Below are 15,362 nucleotides of genomic sequence, written 5' to 3' on the forward strand. Positions count from 1 at the left end.
TACTAGAAAATGAGAGAGAAACAGTTTTGGAATTAGAGTGTCTTTTCTTCCTACTGACTCGGTCAAAAACCAGCGGTACGCAAAGCATATGGAAAAAGGTTATTCAGATAAGGCATACCGTTGGAATAGCGAAAACTACTCTCGTAGACGCCGCTTTTTAGACATTTGGTCGTTTGTCTTGCTTTTGATGTTCAAGCTTTGGCGATACAACAAATCTTGGAGTTACCCAGGAGGAGTTACCGAAGCCAAGCAAGCTGCTCGACGTAAAGCTCAAGCAGTATGGATTCGCACTACCCTGCTAGATTTAGGACCAACCTTTATCAAAGTTGGGCAACTGTTTTCTACCCGTGCTGATATATTCCCCAGCGAATATGTCGAAGAACTTGCCAAACTACAAGATAAAGTGCCGGCATTTAGCTATGAGCAGGTAGAAACAATTATTGAACAAGAACTAGGCAAGAAAATCCCCGAACTCTACCAAAGTTTTGAACCGATACCCTTGGCTGCTGCTAGCTTGGGACAAGTACACAAAGCTGTGCTTCATTCGGGGGAAGAAGTTGTTGTCAAGGTGCAGCGTCCAGGGCTAAAGAAACTGTTTGAGATTGACCTGCGGATTCTTAAAGGAATTGCCCGCTACTTCCAAAACCATCCCAATTGGGGGCGGGGGCGAGATTGGATGGGAATCTATGACGAGTGCTGTCGCATTCTTTGGGAAGAAATTGATTATCTCAATGAAGGGCGCAACGCTGATACTTTTCGCCGCAATTTTCGTAGCTACGAATGGGTGAAAGTCCCGCGTGTGTACTGGCGTTACACTTCGTCACGGGTGGTGACACTGGAGTATGTTCCTGGAATAAAGATCAGCCAATATGAAGCAATAGAAGCAGCAGGTTTGGATCGCAAAGTCATTGCCCGCCAGGGTGCCGAAGCTTACCTGCATCAGCTACTCAATAATGGCTTTTTCCATGCTGACCCTCATCCAGGCAATATTGCCGTCAGTCCGACTGGTGCTTTGATATTCTATGATTTTGGGATGATGGGGCGCATTAAGACCAACGTGCGTGAAGGACTGATGCAAACGCTGTTTGGCATTGCTTCAAAAGACGGCGATCGCGTTGTCAAGTCTCTGGTTGATTTGGGGGCACTGGCACCTACAGAAGATATGGGACCTGTGCGGCGTTCCGTCCAGTATATGCTGGATCATTTTATGGATCAGCCGTTTGAAAACCAATCGGTAGCCGCTATTAGTGACGACTTGTACGAAATAGCGTATGATCAACCATTTAGATTTCCAGCGACCTTCACTTTCGTGATGCGAGCTTTCTCAACACTCGAAGGTGTAGGGAAAGGGTTAGATCCAGAATTTAACTTTATGGAAGTTGCTAAACCATATGCGATGCAGCTTATGACCAATATGAATGGTTCTGAGGGGAATACCTTTCTCAATGAATTGAGCCGTCAAGCAGTTCAGGTAAGCAGTACTGCACTAGGACTACCACGCAGGCTGGAAGAGACACTAGAAAAGCTAGAACGGGGAGATATACGCGTGCGTGTCAGGTCTTTAGAAACAGAACGCTTGCTGCGACGGCAAACCAATGTTCAGTTAGGCACGACTTACGCTGTAATTGTGGCTGGTTTTACACTTAGCGCCACAATATTATTGGTACAAAAATATGTATGGTTGGCGATGCTTGGGTTTATAATTGCAGCCGCAGTGTCAGGCTTGCTGATTCGACTACTTATGCGCCTCGACCGCTACGACCGTATGTCATAAATGTTGTAAAAAGTATATGAAACTTAATTTTACCGGTGTTAGCGATCCGGGACTTATTCGTTCTAATAATCAGGATGCTTACTACATAGACCCAGAGGGGCGTTTTTTCATTGTCGCCGATGGCATGGGTGGTCATGCAGGAGGCGAGCAAGCAAGCCGCATTGCTACTGGGCAAATTCAGGAGTATTTGGGTGCTAATTGGAATTCCTCTAAACCTTCTGGGCAGTTATTACAGGAAGCTTTGTTACAGGCAAATGAAGCAATTTTGCTCGATCAGCAAAATCATCCGGAACGCTCGGACATGGGGACAACGATTGTGGCCGTTATCTTTCGCCCGAAAGAGCCGCCTTTGTGCGCTCACGTTGGTGACTCAAGGTTGTACCGCTTTCGTAATTCCCAATTAGAGCAACTCACGGAAGACGATACTTGGGTCGCCCGCGCTCTGAAAATGGGTGAAATTACGCCAGAAGAAGCTCGGGTTCATCCTTTTCGTCATGTATTATCCCGCTGTTTGGGGCGTGAAGATCTACGTCAGATTGAAGTGCAACAACTGGATGTGAAACCGGGCGATCGCCTCCTGTTATGCAGTGATGGTTTAACAGAAGAACTCGCCGATCCGAAGATTGCTGACTATTTCAAAGAAATCTCTTTGGTAGACAAGGCTGCTCTGTGCCTCGTTGAAGCTGCCAAACAACATGGTGGACACGATAACATCACAGTCGTTATAGTCGCACTGAACTAGGAAATAGGGGTAGCGGTGATAAATTTTTAGTTTTAGAGTTTAGGTGACAAATTTTTTCCCCCTGTACCCTACATTTTGTCACCTGTTCCCTATACCCACTCAAAATTTGTTCAATTTGAGCATTTTTCTCATTTACAATTTGATACATATAGTTTTAGCCTCCCAAATTTCTAACTTGGGAGGCTAATTCAAGCGTTTTGTGTAATTGACATCTTGCACCTCATAAGGTAAGACGAATATAATTCAATCTTACTTACCTACCTTACATCCCTTAAGAAGGCAAGGTGTAGAGGACAAGGGCGCAGTGGCTTGCGCCTATGTTGTCACTGTTGCAACGTAAAATTCATGACATTGCAAATCCTACACTTGATCTCAAACAGGGAATAAGGGAGTTCCAGCCACCATGCATGGTATAAAAACTTATATTTTTCCGAAATCTGCTTCAACAGACTTGGGATCTATATCAGTGGGCTGAGGAACAAGGTGTATCAACTAAAAAACTACCCATTAGGGTGTGGGCAATTAGTCAAACAATTGTTATCTTTCGTAATACGGAGGTACAAATGTCCGGCAAACAAAAGTCCTCTTTTTAACCCTATTGGTCTTCAGACAGCTATATCACTTTTACTTTTTTTGCTTTTAGGAGTTAATTATGAACCAACCTATCGAACTAAGCCTTGAACAACAATTCAGCATCCGGTCATTTGCTACTCAAGTGCAGCACATGAGTCCTGATCAAGCTAAAGACTTTTTAGTTAAGCTTTACGAACAGATGATGGTGCGGGAAGCAACCTATAAGGAGCTTCTCAAGCATCAGTGGGGGCTAGATTCTGGTTCCAGTTTGGCATAGAGTTGTAGCGCCGTAGTAGGCGACCTCCTTCTCTTGCTTAGTTCCAAGGAGGAAAAGAGCTGGGGATGTCGGGGCGTCAACTCAAATGAGCGATTGTGATTAGAGAATCTACAGAATATAACTCATCTAACCAAATAAACTGGCTGTATACCTTATATCGTTTCAATTGACATTGCGAGTCACTGCCTATGTGCATTCGGCAAACTCTTGCTTTGTCGCACGCTAGCGTTACACAAATAGCTGTGCCTGTTCTTTTGAAACAGTGCTTGACTCATCGATCAAAGGTAATCACAGCAATTAGTCTATCTGAATTTTGCTGCTCATATTATTTATATTTACATTTCTTATAACTTTTGTGGCAAGCACATACATAATGTTTAACAATAATTAATATGAATGATGAGTCATGCTGCACGCTTTGCAGCGCAGCTGGAATAATCCTCCCTTTGAAAAAGACGTAAAAAGTTTATGGAGTCACTGTTTGCGTGTTGTTTCACTGGTTAAAGTGGAAATCTTGCCTCTAACCGGAAAGGTCTAATGGGGAGTCTGTATCAAGTGCTTGTATCTTTGCCAAAATTTGAGGCTTAATCTTTTCGTATTCGGTTTTAAGTAAAGTTTTACTAAGTTGTGGTTCAGCGGACGATACTAGCTTGTTACTTATGCTTTCCCACTGTTGCAGCCGCTGGTGCTGTGCTGAGGCGATACTTGAAAATAATACATGAACACAACGATTTGGAGCCTCTCGAGTAAAGAACAGTATACGGTAGAAACCTGTTTGTCCCAATAAGCGAGTAATTTCTTGCCCGAAAGTTGTTTTCAAGTCGAGGTAGTATGGCAACCATTTGGCACCATACCTACGGTTGTAAATCAAGGTAATCCAGAGCAGCATCGGGTGAGGAGCAGTAATGAAAAGAAATTGATTGTAGCGCGTACAAACTAAACGTTTTTGAATTTCTAAAAGTGGTAGCATCACCCACAAAGCTGGTGAAACCTCTCCATTAGAAGAGAGGCGACTGGGAAAGACGATATCGGCAATGGGTTTATTCGCCGGCCAAGAAGCTTGCTTCGCGATTTCATCAATTACTGCAGATGTTAGCGTCGTTTTTGTAGTCTTGTGTTCAACATCTCTCTTTGCTGGAGGAAGGGTAGTGGATGGTTCATTAATGGGTGGCAAAGTTTTGCTTGTGCCATAACGCTGTTCCAAGGATGCCAGAACCTTAAGAATTTCGTCTATACTTTGGGGCCTTGAGCTTGGTGGCTTGGCTAAACAACTCATAACTAAATTTTCTACTTCTTTTGGTACTTGTAGAGCGGGAGCAACCTCAGCTAAAGAACGCGGTTGTTGATAGTGGTGTAGTTTATACCAAACTCCAAAAGAGTGGCTTGATGCGATGAAGGGAATTTTACCTGTAAGCATTTCAAACATCATCACTCCCAAACTATAAATATCAGAACGGTTATCTAATTCCTTGCCATCCATTTGTTCGGGAGAAGAATAAGCGAGAGTACCTAAATAGTAGTTAGTATGATCGGTATCTGACTGTAGTAACTTAGCGATCCCAAAATCTAAAACTTTAACTAATTCGCCAAAACTATCGTCTTGAATGACGAGCATATTGCTCGGCTTAATATCGCGATGGATAATTGGGTAGATTTTGCCATCAACTGGGATGCCATGATGAGCGCACTGTAACCCCAAGCAAATTTGACGTACCATGCTCAAAAATCTTGGTAAAGACAGTTGTTGCTTGCGGATGACATTGCTCAGGCTTGCTCCTTGTAGGTATTCCATAACGTAGAAGGGAATATTATTCTCGTCTACGCCATAGTCCATGACTCGGACAATGTGGATACTTTTTTGCCCCAGTAAGGCACAGGTTTTCGCTTCTCGCTCAAAGCGCTCCTGCACTCGCAATTCTTGATTTTCCATTGATACAGCAAGAAATTTAACCGCAACGGGTACGCCTCCCAACAAAACATCCTTAGCACGATAAACTTTACCCATTGCTCCAGCACCAATCATCTCCTGGAGTTCATAGCGTTTGCTGAGTAAACGACCAATGTTGGGGTCTAACATAGAAAATTCGACTCCAATGTTTAACAGTTACCAGTTATCAAGTAGCCGCAGTACCAGTTATCAGTTTTATCGTTGGGGGAAACACCACACCAATTGGACCGAAAGCGTTAGTGGCGGGTTTAAATCCTCCACCAGCCTGCAGGCGTCACTGGTCACTTGTTCACTGATTTAACAATCCTGGGAGATACCCAGCCTACAAGTTGTCAGTGTTTTGGTTTACAAGTGCATTTAGATAAACGGGGTTAGCACACTCAGTGAGAAATTTTGTACTATCCCGTACTTTTGCTGTTATTTAGTTTTCCCAAATTTGACCGATGAGATAACTTGAGGCATCTAAAAAAATGGTTTTGATTTATGGGCTGACCAATAGGATTTGAGCTATCCTACAAATACTCTCCACAAGCTGCTGCTCTGTCAGTTCACCGTAACCAAAGATAAACTCACCTTGAGAATGTGGTTTGAGATAATGAGGTGCAGCAGAGAACATCCCAACACCTAGCAAAGCAGCACGCTCAATAATCTCTTCATCTGTGAAAGGCGTGTGTAATCGCACCATCACATGAATTCCCGCTTTTTCTCCTAAAATCGTTGCTTTCTCGCCAAAATGAACGTTTAATGCTTTAACAAGAGCTTGACGACGCTTATCGTAGAGCGATCGCATTTTTCTGATATGCCGTTCTAAATGCCCTTGTTCGATAAAATCTGTAAGAACCTGTTGTTCTAGTAATGGGAGGTGGCGATCGCTCAACCATTTAGCACGAGCAAAAGCAGAAACCAAACTTTTTGGCAAGACCAAATAGCCAATTCGTAGCGAAGGAAACAGCACTTTTGAGAACGTACCGATATAGAGTACAGAATCACTGTGATCCAAGCCTTGCAAAGCTGGAATAGGTCTGTCACCATAGCGATATTCGCTATCGTAATCATCTTCAATGATTAAAGCCCCCGTTTGCCTTGCCCAAGTGAGTAATTCCAATCGTCGGGGTAGCGAAAGTATTGCACCTGTGGGGAACTGATGAGAAGGTGTCACGTAAACAAGGCGGATTTGTTCACCCCAATAGTTAGCTAAGTCTTTAACCGCCAAGCCAGACTCATCCACAGCAATGGGCAAGAGTTTTGCACCGTGAGTCTGAAAGATTAGCCGTGCGCTTAAATAGCCTGGGTCTTCCACAGCAATAACATAATTTGGTTCAATGAATAAGCGCATGATTAAATCAAGTGCTTGCTGCGTGCCATTGACAATTATCACTTGCTCTGGTTCGCAGTTGACAGCGCGGGAACGAGAGAGGTAACGAGAAATAGCTTCTCGCAAAGGTTTGTACCCTAGAATATCTGTTGAGTAGTCCAGCCATTCTAAATCAGAGCAACAGTAACGAGAAAGTAACTTGCGCCACAACTTAATCGGAAATTGGTCAAAGGCTGGTCGTCCGTAGCGGAAGTTAATTGGCATTTCCGCTTCAGTAATTCTGGGGACATCTTCCGTCTTAATTAAATTTTCGCCATACTTAGAAAGCTTGACTGGTGGACGAACCATTTTCCCAGTCGATTGAATTGGCGTTGAATTTAGTAAATCATCAGGAAGTTGAGTGCAAACAAAAGTACCAGAACCGACGACAGTTTCTATGTAGCCCTCACTTAAAAGTTGGTCGTAGGTTTGAGTCACAGTCGTGCGCGAAATCCCCAGAGACTTGGCAAGCTGGCGTGTGGAAGGAATACGTTTTCCTGGTAATAACCTTCCGCTAAGAATGCAGTAGCGCAGTTCTTCGTAAAGCTGTTGATGAAGTGGAAAAGGAGAATTGCTATCCAGCGTAATGACAAAATCCATAACTTCACAGCTAGGAAAGTGGACTTATATGAAATCATAAAAGTGGCTCTTGTAAAAGACCACTTTGAAGAATTACGCTGATATTGGTTGAATTAAAACTCCTTAAAAATGCTGATAGAGCAACAAATCACTATCAGAGAAGCGACTCAACAGGAAGACTCACTGATTGCAGAGCATTTTTACCAAATGTGGCAAGATATTGGCGTTCCTGATGAGGCTATTAACCCAAATTGGTTTGAGATAACTCTCCAGTTTATAGAACAGGCTCGTCAAGATTTATTTTACAAAGCGTTTGTGGCAGAGGTTGACGGTGGAGTCGTTGGTTCTGCAAGTTGTCAACTCTACTCAGGTTTATACCCGAATGTTTTTATCCCAGAATACCGCAAATATGGATATATTTGGTGCGTTTATGTTAAACCATCTTACCGCAAACAAGGAATTGCCAAGCAACTGACTAGCGCCACGGTTAACTATTTGAAAGCACTGGGTTGTACGCGAGCGGTTCTCAACGCCTCTCCCTTAGGCAAACCAGTCTATGAAAGTCTTGGTTTTTCCAATAGCAATGCTATGCAGTTGGATTTATGAAAAATGAAAATTGCTATTAGAGAAGCTACTCAACAGGAAGACCGAATTATTGCAAAGCACTTTTAGCAGATGTCGAAAGACCTTGGTGTTCCTGATCATAATATCAATCCTGATTGGCTTGATATTATTCTTCAGTTTATAGAAGAGGCTCGTCAATTATTTTACAAAGCGTTTGTGGCAGAGGTTGATGGTGCAATTGTAGGTTCTGCAAGTTGTCAGATCTATACAATCAAAAGTCTTTACCCAAATATTCTCAAGCAGCAATCTCGCAAAACTGGTTACATTTGGGGCGTTTACGTTGAACCATGTTACCGCAGGCAAGGAATTGCCAAGCAATTAACTAGCGCGACGGTTAACTATTTGAAAGGAATTGGTTGTACGCGAGTACGTCTTGACGCCTCTGTCATGGGAAAACCAGTTTATGAAAGCCTTGGTTTTTCCAATGGGAATGGTATGCAGTTGGACTTAATTGATATCAGTTCTTTCTAGTCTTGATGTATGTGGACGGGCAAGATGCCCATCCCACAAGAGAATCACAATTGGAGTACAAAACTATGAGTCCTTTAGACAACGCAATTCACCAAGAACAGTTGACTCCTACACAACGCAGTCAAATTAAGCGAGTTTCTCAACGGGGTCATTACGAGCGTCAGCTGATCTATGAGATTTTAGATGAAGGATTAATCTGTTATGTAGGATTTGTTGTAGATAATCAGCCGTTTGTGATTCCAACTGCTTACGGTCGTGTGGAAGACAAAATATACATTCATGGTTCGCCAGCAAGTCGGATGTTGCGTTCTCTACTTACTGGTATTGAAGTTTGCGTGACAGTCACTTTGCTAGATGGGTTAGTACTGGCACGGTCAGCGTTTCACCACTCCATGAATTACCGTTCTGTCGTGATATTTGGTACAGCTAACCTCGTGCAAGACACTGAGCAAAAGCTAGAAGCGCTACGAGCTTTTACTGAGCATATCGTACCAGAAAGATGGACAGAGGTACGCCCACCCAATCGTCAGGAATTACAAGGAACTTTAGTGCTTTCTCTACCTATTACAGAAGCGTCTGCCAAAGTGCGGACAGGTCCACCTCTGGATGATGAGGAAGACTATAGTTTACCTGTATGGGCAGGTGTTTTGCCTTTGCAAGTGGTTGCTGGTGATGCGATCGCCGATCCGCGTTTACATACGGAGATAGGTTTACCATACTCTGTAAGGAATTATAGACGATAACATGCATGAAATTACTGAGCCAGTAATGCGATCGCAGAGGATATATTCAGTATCGTCCCAGTATACTATGGCTCATGAATCCCTCTGCAACACCATCTTGGAATCAAGTCCGCGCTGCATTTCAAAAAATCTGGGGTTATGAAGATTTCCGTCCACCCCAAGGAGAAATTATCCAGAGTTTGTTGGCAAAAAAAGATGCGCTTATTATCATGCCCACAGGTGGGGGAAAGTCAATTTGCTTTCAACTTCCAGCACTGCTACAAACTGGATTAACGCTCGTTGTTTCACCTTTGGTGGCGCTTATGGAAAACCAAGTGCAGGAACTTCGGGAACGCAATTTACCAGCTGCCCTTTTGCATAGTGAATTGCCGTCTGACACGCGACGTAAAACTTTGCAAGCTTTGGGACGACAACAGTTGAGATTACTTTACTTGTCTCCAGAAACTTTACTGAGCAAGCCAGTGTGGGAAAAGTTGTGTCAGCCGCAAGTTGTGATTAATGGCTTGATACTAGATGAAGCGCATTGTTTGGTACAGTGGGGAGACACTTTTAGACCAGCTTATCGAAGGTTGGGGACGGTACGACCAGCGCTGCTTAAAGCAAAACAGTTGGGAACAAATATAGCGCTAGCCGCTTTTACCGCCACCGCGGATCCTCTAGCCCAAAGTAAAATTCGAGAAGTTCTTGGGCTGCAGCAACCTGCAGTTTTTTGCATTTATCCTTACCGATCTAATATTAACCTTTTTATTCGCATAATTTGGACGCCAAGAGGCAGAAAGCAACAATTATTAAAATTTCTTTTAGATAAACGACAACAAACTGGGTTAGTTTACGTTCGTACAAGGCGAGATAGCGAGGAGTTGGCTGCATGGCTGCAAGAAATGGGTTACGCCACAGCAGCTTATCATGCAGGATTGGGCGCAGAGGAACGCCGCGCCGTAGAAGCACAATGGCTGAGTGGAAAAATGCTGTTTGTTATCTGTACCTGTGCTTTTGGTATGGGAATAAATAAAAGTGATGTGCGTTGGGTGGTTCATTTTCACCCACCGTTGTTGATTTCAGAGTACGTGCAGGAAATTGGACGCGCTGGACGTGATGGGAAACCAGCCGAGGCGCTGATGTTGATTAGTGAACCGACAGGGTGGTTAGATCCCGAGGATAAGCAAAGACAAAAGTTTTTTCAGGAGAATTTGCACAAGCAACAATTATCGGCGCAGCAAGTGCTGAAAAAATTGCCAAAAACAGGGGAAGTGAATGCTGTGGCGAGAGAATTTCCTGATGGGGCGATCGCTCTTTCTCTGCTACACAGCAGCGGACAACTCCAGTGGCTTGACCCTTTCCATTACACTATCGTTTCGGGGGCGAAAACTGAATCAGTCACACAATTGCACGCAGCGAAGCAAATGAATCAATATCTTATGACCAAGAATTGTCGCTGGCGTTTTTTGTTAAGTGCTTTTGGTTTTGAGGAAGAGATGAAAAACTGGCGTTGTGGTCACTGTGATAATTGCTCATAATTAAGGGATTGGGGAGCTCGGGGTTCCCTCTGGGGATGAGGGGCAATGGGGATTGGGAAGAGTATTGCCCAGTCTGCCCAATCCCCAGTCCCCAGTCGCCAATCTCCATTTAAAACTGCCGTAAAAAGCGTAGGTCGCTAGCATAAAGACGGCGAATATCATCAATTTGATGCAGAACCATTGCGAAGCGTTCCACACCAAAACCAGCGGCGAATCCACTATAAACTTCTGGGTCGTAACCCACGGCTTTGAGGACATTTGGATCGACCATTCCGCAACCCATCACTTCTAGCCAGCGACCCTTCCACTGTAAATCAACTTCAGCAGAGGGTTCTGTAAACGGGAAATAACTGGCACGGAAGCGAATAGGCAACTCGCCAAACATTGCCTCCAAAAATATTTTAATGGTGCCTTTGAGGTCAGTAAACGTCAGTCCTTCGTCAATTGCTAAAAGTTCTATCTGATGGAAAACCGCTGAGTGTGTTGCATCTACGTTATCTCTCCGGTAGACTCGCCCTGGTGCAATAACGCGGATTGGCGGTTCCTCTGTTTCCATATAACGAATTTGTACCGATGAGGTGTGAGTCCGCAAGAGATTGCCGTCTGGTAGGTAGAAGGTATCTTGCATATCACGGGCGGGGTGGTCGGGAGGGGTGTTGAGAGCCTCAAAGTTATAGTAATCTGTTTCCATCTCTGGTCCTTGAGCTACGGTGTAGCCCAAACCGACAAAGATATCCAAAGCTTTGTCGATGATGCCATTGAGGGGATGAACGCGACCTTGAGGACGGTAAGTTCCTGGCATTGTGACATCCAAAGCTTCAGCTTCTAGCTGTGCCTGAATTTTCACGCTTTCCAAGACTGCGCGTTGCTGATCTAGGCTGTTTTGCAGGGCTTCTTTGACTGTATTGGCGATCGCTCCTATTGTCGGTCGTTCTTCGGCACAGAGTTGCCCCATACTCCGCAACAGCGCCCCTAGTTGACCCTTTTTCCCTAGGTAGCTGACTCTCAGTTCTTCCAGACGTTCTAGCGTATCAGCGGCGGCGATCGCTTTTTCTCCTTCCTCTCGCAGTTCTAAAAGTTGAGCCTCTAAACTGTTAGTCATTAGTCATTAGTTATTAGTCATTAGTTATTAGTCATTAGTCCAAGGCTTTGGGCTACTGGACAAATAACATTTCGTAATATGCCATTGATTTGTCACGCGACAGTAGTATAGCCCAAACTTCTTTTTACCAGTTTAGCCGCTTTAGAGAACTCCACAACGTACAAGGTATGACTCTAAATAGTGAATTTGAGCGTAGGGGGTGCCTGCTGGTCTTGACACTTAAGTACTAACTAATGACTAATAACTAATGACTCATGACTACTGAGCAATGTCTATGAAAATACTGATTAGCAACGATGATGGTATTTCTGCCCTAGGTATTCGTACTCTAGCAAACACTTTGGCTGAAGCAGGTCATGATATCAGTGTCGTTTGTCCGGATCGGGAGCGATCGGCAACTGGGCATGGCTTAACGATGCACCAACCAATTCGTGCCGAAATAGTGGACTCGATTTTTCATCCTGCTGTCAAAGCTTGGGCTTGTGATGGGACTCCTTCAGACTGTGTGAAGTTGGCGCTGTGGGCTTTGTTAGATTCTCCACCAGATTTAGTTCTGTCTGGAATTAATCATGGTGCTAATTTAGGAACGGAAATTCTCTACTCTGGTACTGTCTCTGCAGCAATGGAAGGTTTGATTGAAGGTTTTCCCAGTATAGCGTTCAGTCTTACCAGTCATACTAGTAAAGACTTTCAGCCTGCTGCTAACTTTGCCAAAATCCTGGTAGGACAACTGGCACAAAACCCTCTACCAGATTTGATGTTACTTAACGTAAATATCCCTGCTGTTAAATGGGAAGAAATTGCAGGAGTGGCTTTTACGCGTCAAGGAGTGCGGCGTTACGTAGATGTGTTTGATAAGCGAGTAGACCCTCGTGGTAAAACATACTACTGGTTAACCGGAGAAGTTTTAGAAGATGTGGAACCGACCGTAGATTTTAATATTCCCCAAAATATACCTATAGACGTACATGTTATCCGTAAAAACTACATCAGTATAACCCCCTTGCAATACAATCTTACTTATGCGAATGCATTCAACAAATTATCTCAATGGAACTTTAAATTTCTGTAAAGTCTTTTGGTTCTGGAGGTGATTATATCAAGGGTTCATAAATGCACGACAGGAAAATATAGGTTATAAAGTAGGAGCATCATTGAAGAACAGCCATACGCAAACTTTCGGAAAATCTGAGACTGCCGTCTGCAAATTTTTCATATATGAACAAAAAAGCAACCTTAAACAAGGTATGCTGTTTTACCAAGAAATTCCTCCACCATCAAAAGCCGTGAGACAACATAAACTTAACAAAATAAGTCACCATTTTTTGTATTGATTGCCCGGTGAGTCCAGCAAGCAACACTCATGTCTAGGATAGAAAATCAATTTACCGTGCATTTTTGGGGCGTTCGCGGCAGTATCCCCTGTCCGGGATCACACACCGTCCGTTATGGCGGGAATACCCCTTGCGTTGAGATGCAAGTGGGCGGCAAACGCTTAATTTTTGATGGAGGCACAGGACTGCATGTTTTAGGGCAATCTTTGTTGCCTAGTATGCCGATAGAGGCTGACATTTTCTTTACCCACTCCCACTGGGATCATATGCAAGGGTTCCCGTTCTTTTCCCCAGGGTTTATCAAGGGAAACATCTTTCATATTCACGGTGCGATCGCTCCCGATGGTTCCACCATTGAACAGCGTCTCAATGACCAGATGCTGCACCCAAATTTTCCCGTTCCCTTGCAGATCATGCAGGCAAAATTAGATTTCCACAATGTTATACCAGGGCGACCCATTCACATTCATGACATTACTGTAGAAACAGCTCCACTGAACCATCCAGGTGAAGCTATAGGCTACAGAGTTAACTGGCGTGGTGGCGCTGCTGCTTACATTACTGATACTGAACATTATCCTGACAGGCTAGATGAAAACGTTTTATGGTTAGCTCGTAACGCCGACATCCTGATTTACGATTCCACCTACACTGACGATGAGTATAATTGTCCAACCAAGCCTAAAATTGGCTGGGGACATTCGACATGGCAAGAAGCTGTGAAGGTAGCCAAAGCCGCTAATGTCAAAACTCTGGTGATTTTTCACCACGACCCATCACATGATGATGAGTTTTTGGATCGTGTCGGACAAGAAGCAGCACAAAAATTTCCTGGTGCTATTATGGCACGTGAAGGAATGGTGCTCCAAGTTCCTGTACCATTTCCTTTATCAGAATCTTTTTCTGTTAGTAAGTTTTCTGCTTATAGCTTGCAGTCGGAGCAACTTTAGATTTTGGATTAGATTGGTGATTAGGAGCTTTCAGCAGTCAGCGCACAGGAAGTTCTGAGCAATGAGTTCTGAGTGGAGTGACTTGTTATCCTACTCATGACTCGTTACTAAGTACTTACACCTGTGCTAGCTGATTGCAGTGAACCCCGAACGGCTTTCCCTAGGGTTCGCTTGAAGCTACAAAATCTTAAATCCCAGAATCGACGTGGTAAATTTGTCTCAAAATGGGTGTTCTGTGTGGGTTACTTCTTCGACCGAATTGGCTCTAACTCCAACTTTTGTTGCTCTCGGCAAATTTGACGGCGTACATCTTGGTCATCAGAGGGTGATTCAACCGATATTACCCGCTATGAGGACACAAGAAGACGTGGGGAATTCTTCGGCGTTTGCGTCACTCTCCACCCCGTCCTCACACGTCTACTCGACGGTTGTCACCTTTGATCCGCATCCACAAGAATTTTTTACTGGGCAACGCCGTACTTGGTTAACTCCGCTGGATGAAAAAATCCATGCCTTGCGATCGCTCTTAGTAGAACAACTGGTACTACTACCCTTTGGCAAAGAATTATCTGCTTTAACTCCTGAACAGTTTGTAGAAAAAATTCTGGTCCAACAACTGCAAGCTGCACGAATTAGCGTCGGGCAAGACTTTTGCTTTGGTTCCAACCGCACTGGTACTGCTGCTGATTTGCAATTGCTCGCCGCCAAGTACGGCATTCCCGTTACCATTGTTCCTCTAGAAACTTGTGGATCTCATGAGTCTACAGATAGCAGTCGTCCCAGCGTTGCTTCCAGCCAGGAAACTCGCATCAGCACTTCATTGATCCGGCAACTCTTACAAAGTGGGGACATTCAACAAGCAAACCAACTGTTAGGACGTGCCTACACTCTCATCGGTACTGTTGTCAAAGGTCAACAACTGGGCAGAACGATTGGCTTTCCCACAGCCAACTTAGAAATACCAAAAGACAAGTTTTTGCCTTGCCAAGGTGTTTACGCTGTTCGTGTTTTTACCATCGGTGAGACACTAGACACTTTTGAGGATAGTTACTTAGGCGTAATGAATATAGGTCATCGCCCAACGGTAAATGGTATGTCTGAATCTGTAGAAGTCCATTTGTTCGATTGGTCTGGTGATTTGTATGGCAAAAAGCTCGTGGTGCAGCTAGAAAGATTTTTGCGACCGGAACAAAAATTTTCTTCTCTAGAAGCCCTGAAAACACAAATTCAGCAAGATTGCGCTGTCGCCAGAGCTTTTTTTAGTGCCGAGTGTTAGTTTATCTCTGCTGAGGGAATACTAATGAAGGGAATAGGGAATGTCTAAGGGAAAAGCTAGTTCCTATTCCCCATTCCCTATTCCTTAATTAATGAGTG

Annotated in this window: 13 protein-coding genes; 10 read left to right on the top strand and 3 right to left on the bottom strand. The window is 44.0% G+C overall.

The features are described 5' to 3' along the window. Positions 1-88: 88 nt before the first annotated feature. From V5G28_RS02525 to V5G28_RS02535, 3 genes are all read left to right on the top strand, one after another. On the top strand, positions 89-1,774 hold the full coding sequence (locus V5G28_RS02525; protein ID WP_336229523.1) for an ABC1 kinase family protein: 1,686 nt from the start codon (positions 89-91) through the stop codon (positions 1,772-1,774). 16 nt (positions 1,775-1,790) lie between these two features. Beyond that, positions 1,791-2,516 (top strand): PP2C family protein-serine/threonine phosphatase, encoded by a 726-nt coding sequence (locus V5G28_RS02530; RefSeq protein WP_332996621.1) that lies wholly within the window; start codon positions 1,791-1,793, stop codon positions 2,514-2,516. A gap of 652 nt (positions 2,517-3,168) precedes the next feature. Then, entirely contained in the window at positions 3,169-3,366 is a 198-nt protein-coding gene (locus tag V5G28_RS02535; protein ID WP_041034419.1) for an NblA/ycf18 family protein, read from the top strand. Positions 3,367-3,886: 520 nt separating this feature from the next. On the opposite strand, the gene V5G28_RS02540 is transcribed toward V5G28_RS02535, so the two are convergent. Together V5G28_RS02540 and pdxR are read right to left on the bottom strand one after the other, a co-directional pair. Beyond that, positions 3,887-5,443 (bottom strand): serine/threonine-protein kinase, encoded by a 1,557-nt coding sequence (locus tag V5G28_RS02540; RefSeq protein ID WP_332996625.1) that lies wholly within the window; start codon positions 5,441-5,443, stop codon positions 3,887-3,889. A 352-nt stretch (positions 5,444-5,795) separates the two neighbouring features. Then, the gene (pdxR, locus tag V5G28_RS02545) at positions 5,796-7,268 is read right to left on the bottom strand and encodes a MocR-like pyridoxine biosynthesis transcription factor PdxR (RefSeq protein ID WP_332996626.1); all 1,473 of its coding nucleotides are present in this window, start codon (positions 7,266-7,268) and stop codon (positions 5,796-5,798) included. A gap of 108 nt (positions 7,269-7,376) precedes the next feature. Between pdxR and V5G28_RS02550 the strand changes: the two genes are divergently transcribed. The 4 genes from V5G28_RS02550 (at position 7,377) to V5G28_RS02565 (ending at position 10,602) form a co-directional block, all read left to right on the top strand. Then, the gene (locus V5G28_RS02550; RefSeq protein ID WP_332996629.1) at positions 7,377-7,853 is read left to right on the top strand and encodes a GNAT family N-acetyltransferase; all 477 of its coding nucleotides are present in this window, start codon (positions 7,377-7,379) and stop codon (positions 7,851-7,853) included. 69 nt (positions 7,854-7,922) lie between these two features. Further along, complete coding sequence (locus tag V5G28_RS02555; protein ID WP_332996631.1) at positions 7,923-8,342, top strand: GNAT family N-acetyltransferase; 420 nt, start codon at positions 7,923-7,925, stop codon at positions 8,340-8,342. Positions 8,343-8,407: 65 nt separating this feature from the next. Continuing rightward, positions 8,408-9,085 carry a pyridoxamine 5'-phosphate oxidase family protein gene (locus V5G28_RS02560; RefSeq protein WP_332996633.1) on the top strand — a complete coding sequence of 226 codons (678 nt, stop codon included), beginning with the start codon at positions 8,408-8,410 and terminating at the stop codon, positions 9,083-9,085. A 74-nt stretch (positions 9,086-9,159) separates the two neighbouring features. Further along, on the top strand, positions 9,160-10,602 hold the full coding sequence (locus V5G28_RS02565; RefSeq protein ID WP_332996636.1) for a RecQ family ATP-dependent DNA helicase: 1,443 nt from the start codon (positions 9,160-9,162) through the stop codon (positions 10,600-10,602). 109 nt (positions 10,603-10,711) lie between these two features. On the opposite strand, the gene pheS is transcribed toward V5G28_RS02565, so the two are convergent. Continuing rightward, positions 10,712-11,704: a phenylalanine--tRNA ligase subunit alpha gene (gene pheS / locus V5G28_RS02570; RefSeq protein WP_332996638.1), complete on the bottom strand. Its 993-nt coding sequence runs from the start codon at positions 11,702-11,704 to the stop codon at positions 10,712-10,714. A 274-nt stretch (positions 11,705-11,978) separates the two neighbouring features. Between pheS and surE the strand changes: the two genes are divergently transcribed. From surE to V5G28_RS02585, 3 genes are all read left to right on the top strand, one after another. After that, positions 11,979-12,776 (top strand): 5'/3'-nucleotidase SurE, encoded by a 798-nt coding sequence (gene surE, locus V5G28_RS02575; protein WP_332996734.1) that lies wholly within the window; start codon positions 11,979-11,981, stop codon positions 12,774-12,776. A 291-nt stretch (positions 12,777-13,067) separates the two neighbouring features. Next, entirely contained in the window at positions 13,068-13,988 is a 921-nt protein-coding gene (locus V5G28_RS02580; protein WP_332996641.1) for an MBL fold metallo-hydrolase, read from the top strand. Positions 13,989-14,193: 205 nt separating this feature from the next. Next, the gene (locus V5G28_RS02585; protein ID WP_332996642.1) at positions 14,194-15,264 is read left to right on the top strand and encodes a bifunctional riboflavin kinase/FAD synthetase; all 1,071 of its coding nucleotides are present in this window, start codon (positions 14,194-14,196) and stop codon (positions 15,262-15,264) included. Positions 15,265-15,362 lie beyond the last annotated feature (98 nt).

The organism is Scytonema sp. PRP1, assembly GCF_036697665.2.
GTDB classification, from domain to species: Bacteria; Cyanobacteriota; Cyanobacteriia; order Cyanobacteriales; family Nostocaceae; genus Kalymmatonema; species Kalymmatonema gypsitolerans.

What these genes read in the sequence shown, in the direction of transcription:
- V5G28_RS02525 (WP_336229523.1), top strand. Translation starts at nt 89, where the DNA reads ATGGAAAAAGGTTATTCAGATAAGGCATACCGTTGGAATAGCGAAAAC.
- V5G28_RS02530 (WP_332996621.1), top strand. Translation starts at nt 1,791, where the DNA reads ATGAAACTTAATTTTACCGGTGTTAGCGATCCGGGACTTATTCGTTCT.
- V5G28_RS02535 (WP_041034419.1), top strand. Translation starts at nt 3,169, where the DNA reads ATGAACCAACCTATCGAACTAAGCCTTGAACAACAATTCAGCATCCGG.
- V5G28_RS02540 (WP_332996625.1), bottom strand. Translation starts at nt 5,443, where the DNA reads ATGTTAGACCCCAACATTGGTCGTTTACTCAGCAAACGCTATGAACTC.
- pdxR (WP_332996626.1), bottom strand. Translation starts at nt 7,268, where the DNA reads ATGGATTTTGTCATTACGCTGGATAGCAATTCTCCTTTTCCACTTCAT.
- V5G28_RS02550 (WP_332996629.1), top strand. Translation starts at nt 7,377, where the DNA reads ATGCTGATAGAGCAACAAATCACTATCAGAGAAGCGACTCAACAGGAA.
- V5G28_RS02555 (WP_332996631.1), top strand. Translation starts at nt 7,923, where the DNA reads ATGTCGAAAGACCTTGGTGTTCCTGATCATAATATCAATCCTGATTGG.
- V5G28_RS02560 (WP_332996633.1), top strand. Translation starts at nt 8,408, where the DNA reads ATGAGTCCTTTAGACAACGCAATTCACCAAGAACAGTTGACTCCTACA.
- V5G28_RS02565 (WP_332996636.1), top strand. Translation starts at nt 9,160, where the DNA reads ATGAATCCCTCTGCAACACCATCTTGGAATCAAGTCCGCGCTGCATTT.
- pheS (WP_332996638.1), bottom strand. Translation starts at nt 11,704, where the DNA reads ATGACTAACAGTTTAGAGGCTCAACTTTTAGAACTGCGAGAGGAAGGA.
- surE (WP_332996734.1), top strand. Translation starts at nt 11,979, where the DNA reads ATGAAAATACTGATTAGCAACGATGATGGTATTTCTGCCCTAGGTATT.
- V5G28_RS02580 (WP_332996641.1), top strand. Translation starts at nt 13,068, where the DNA reads ATGTCTAGGATAGAAAATCAATTTACCGTGCATTTTTGGGGCGTTCGC.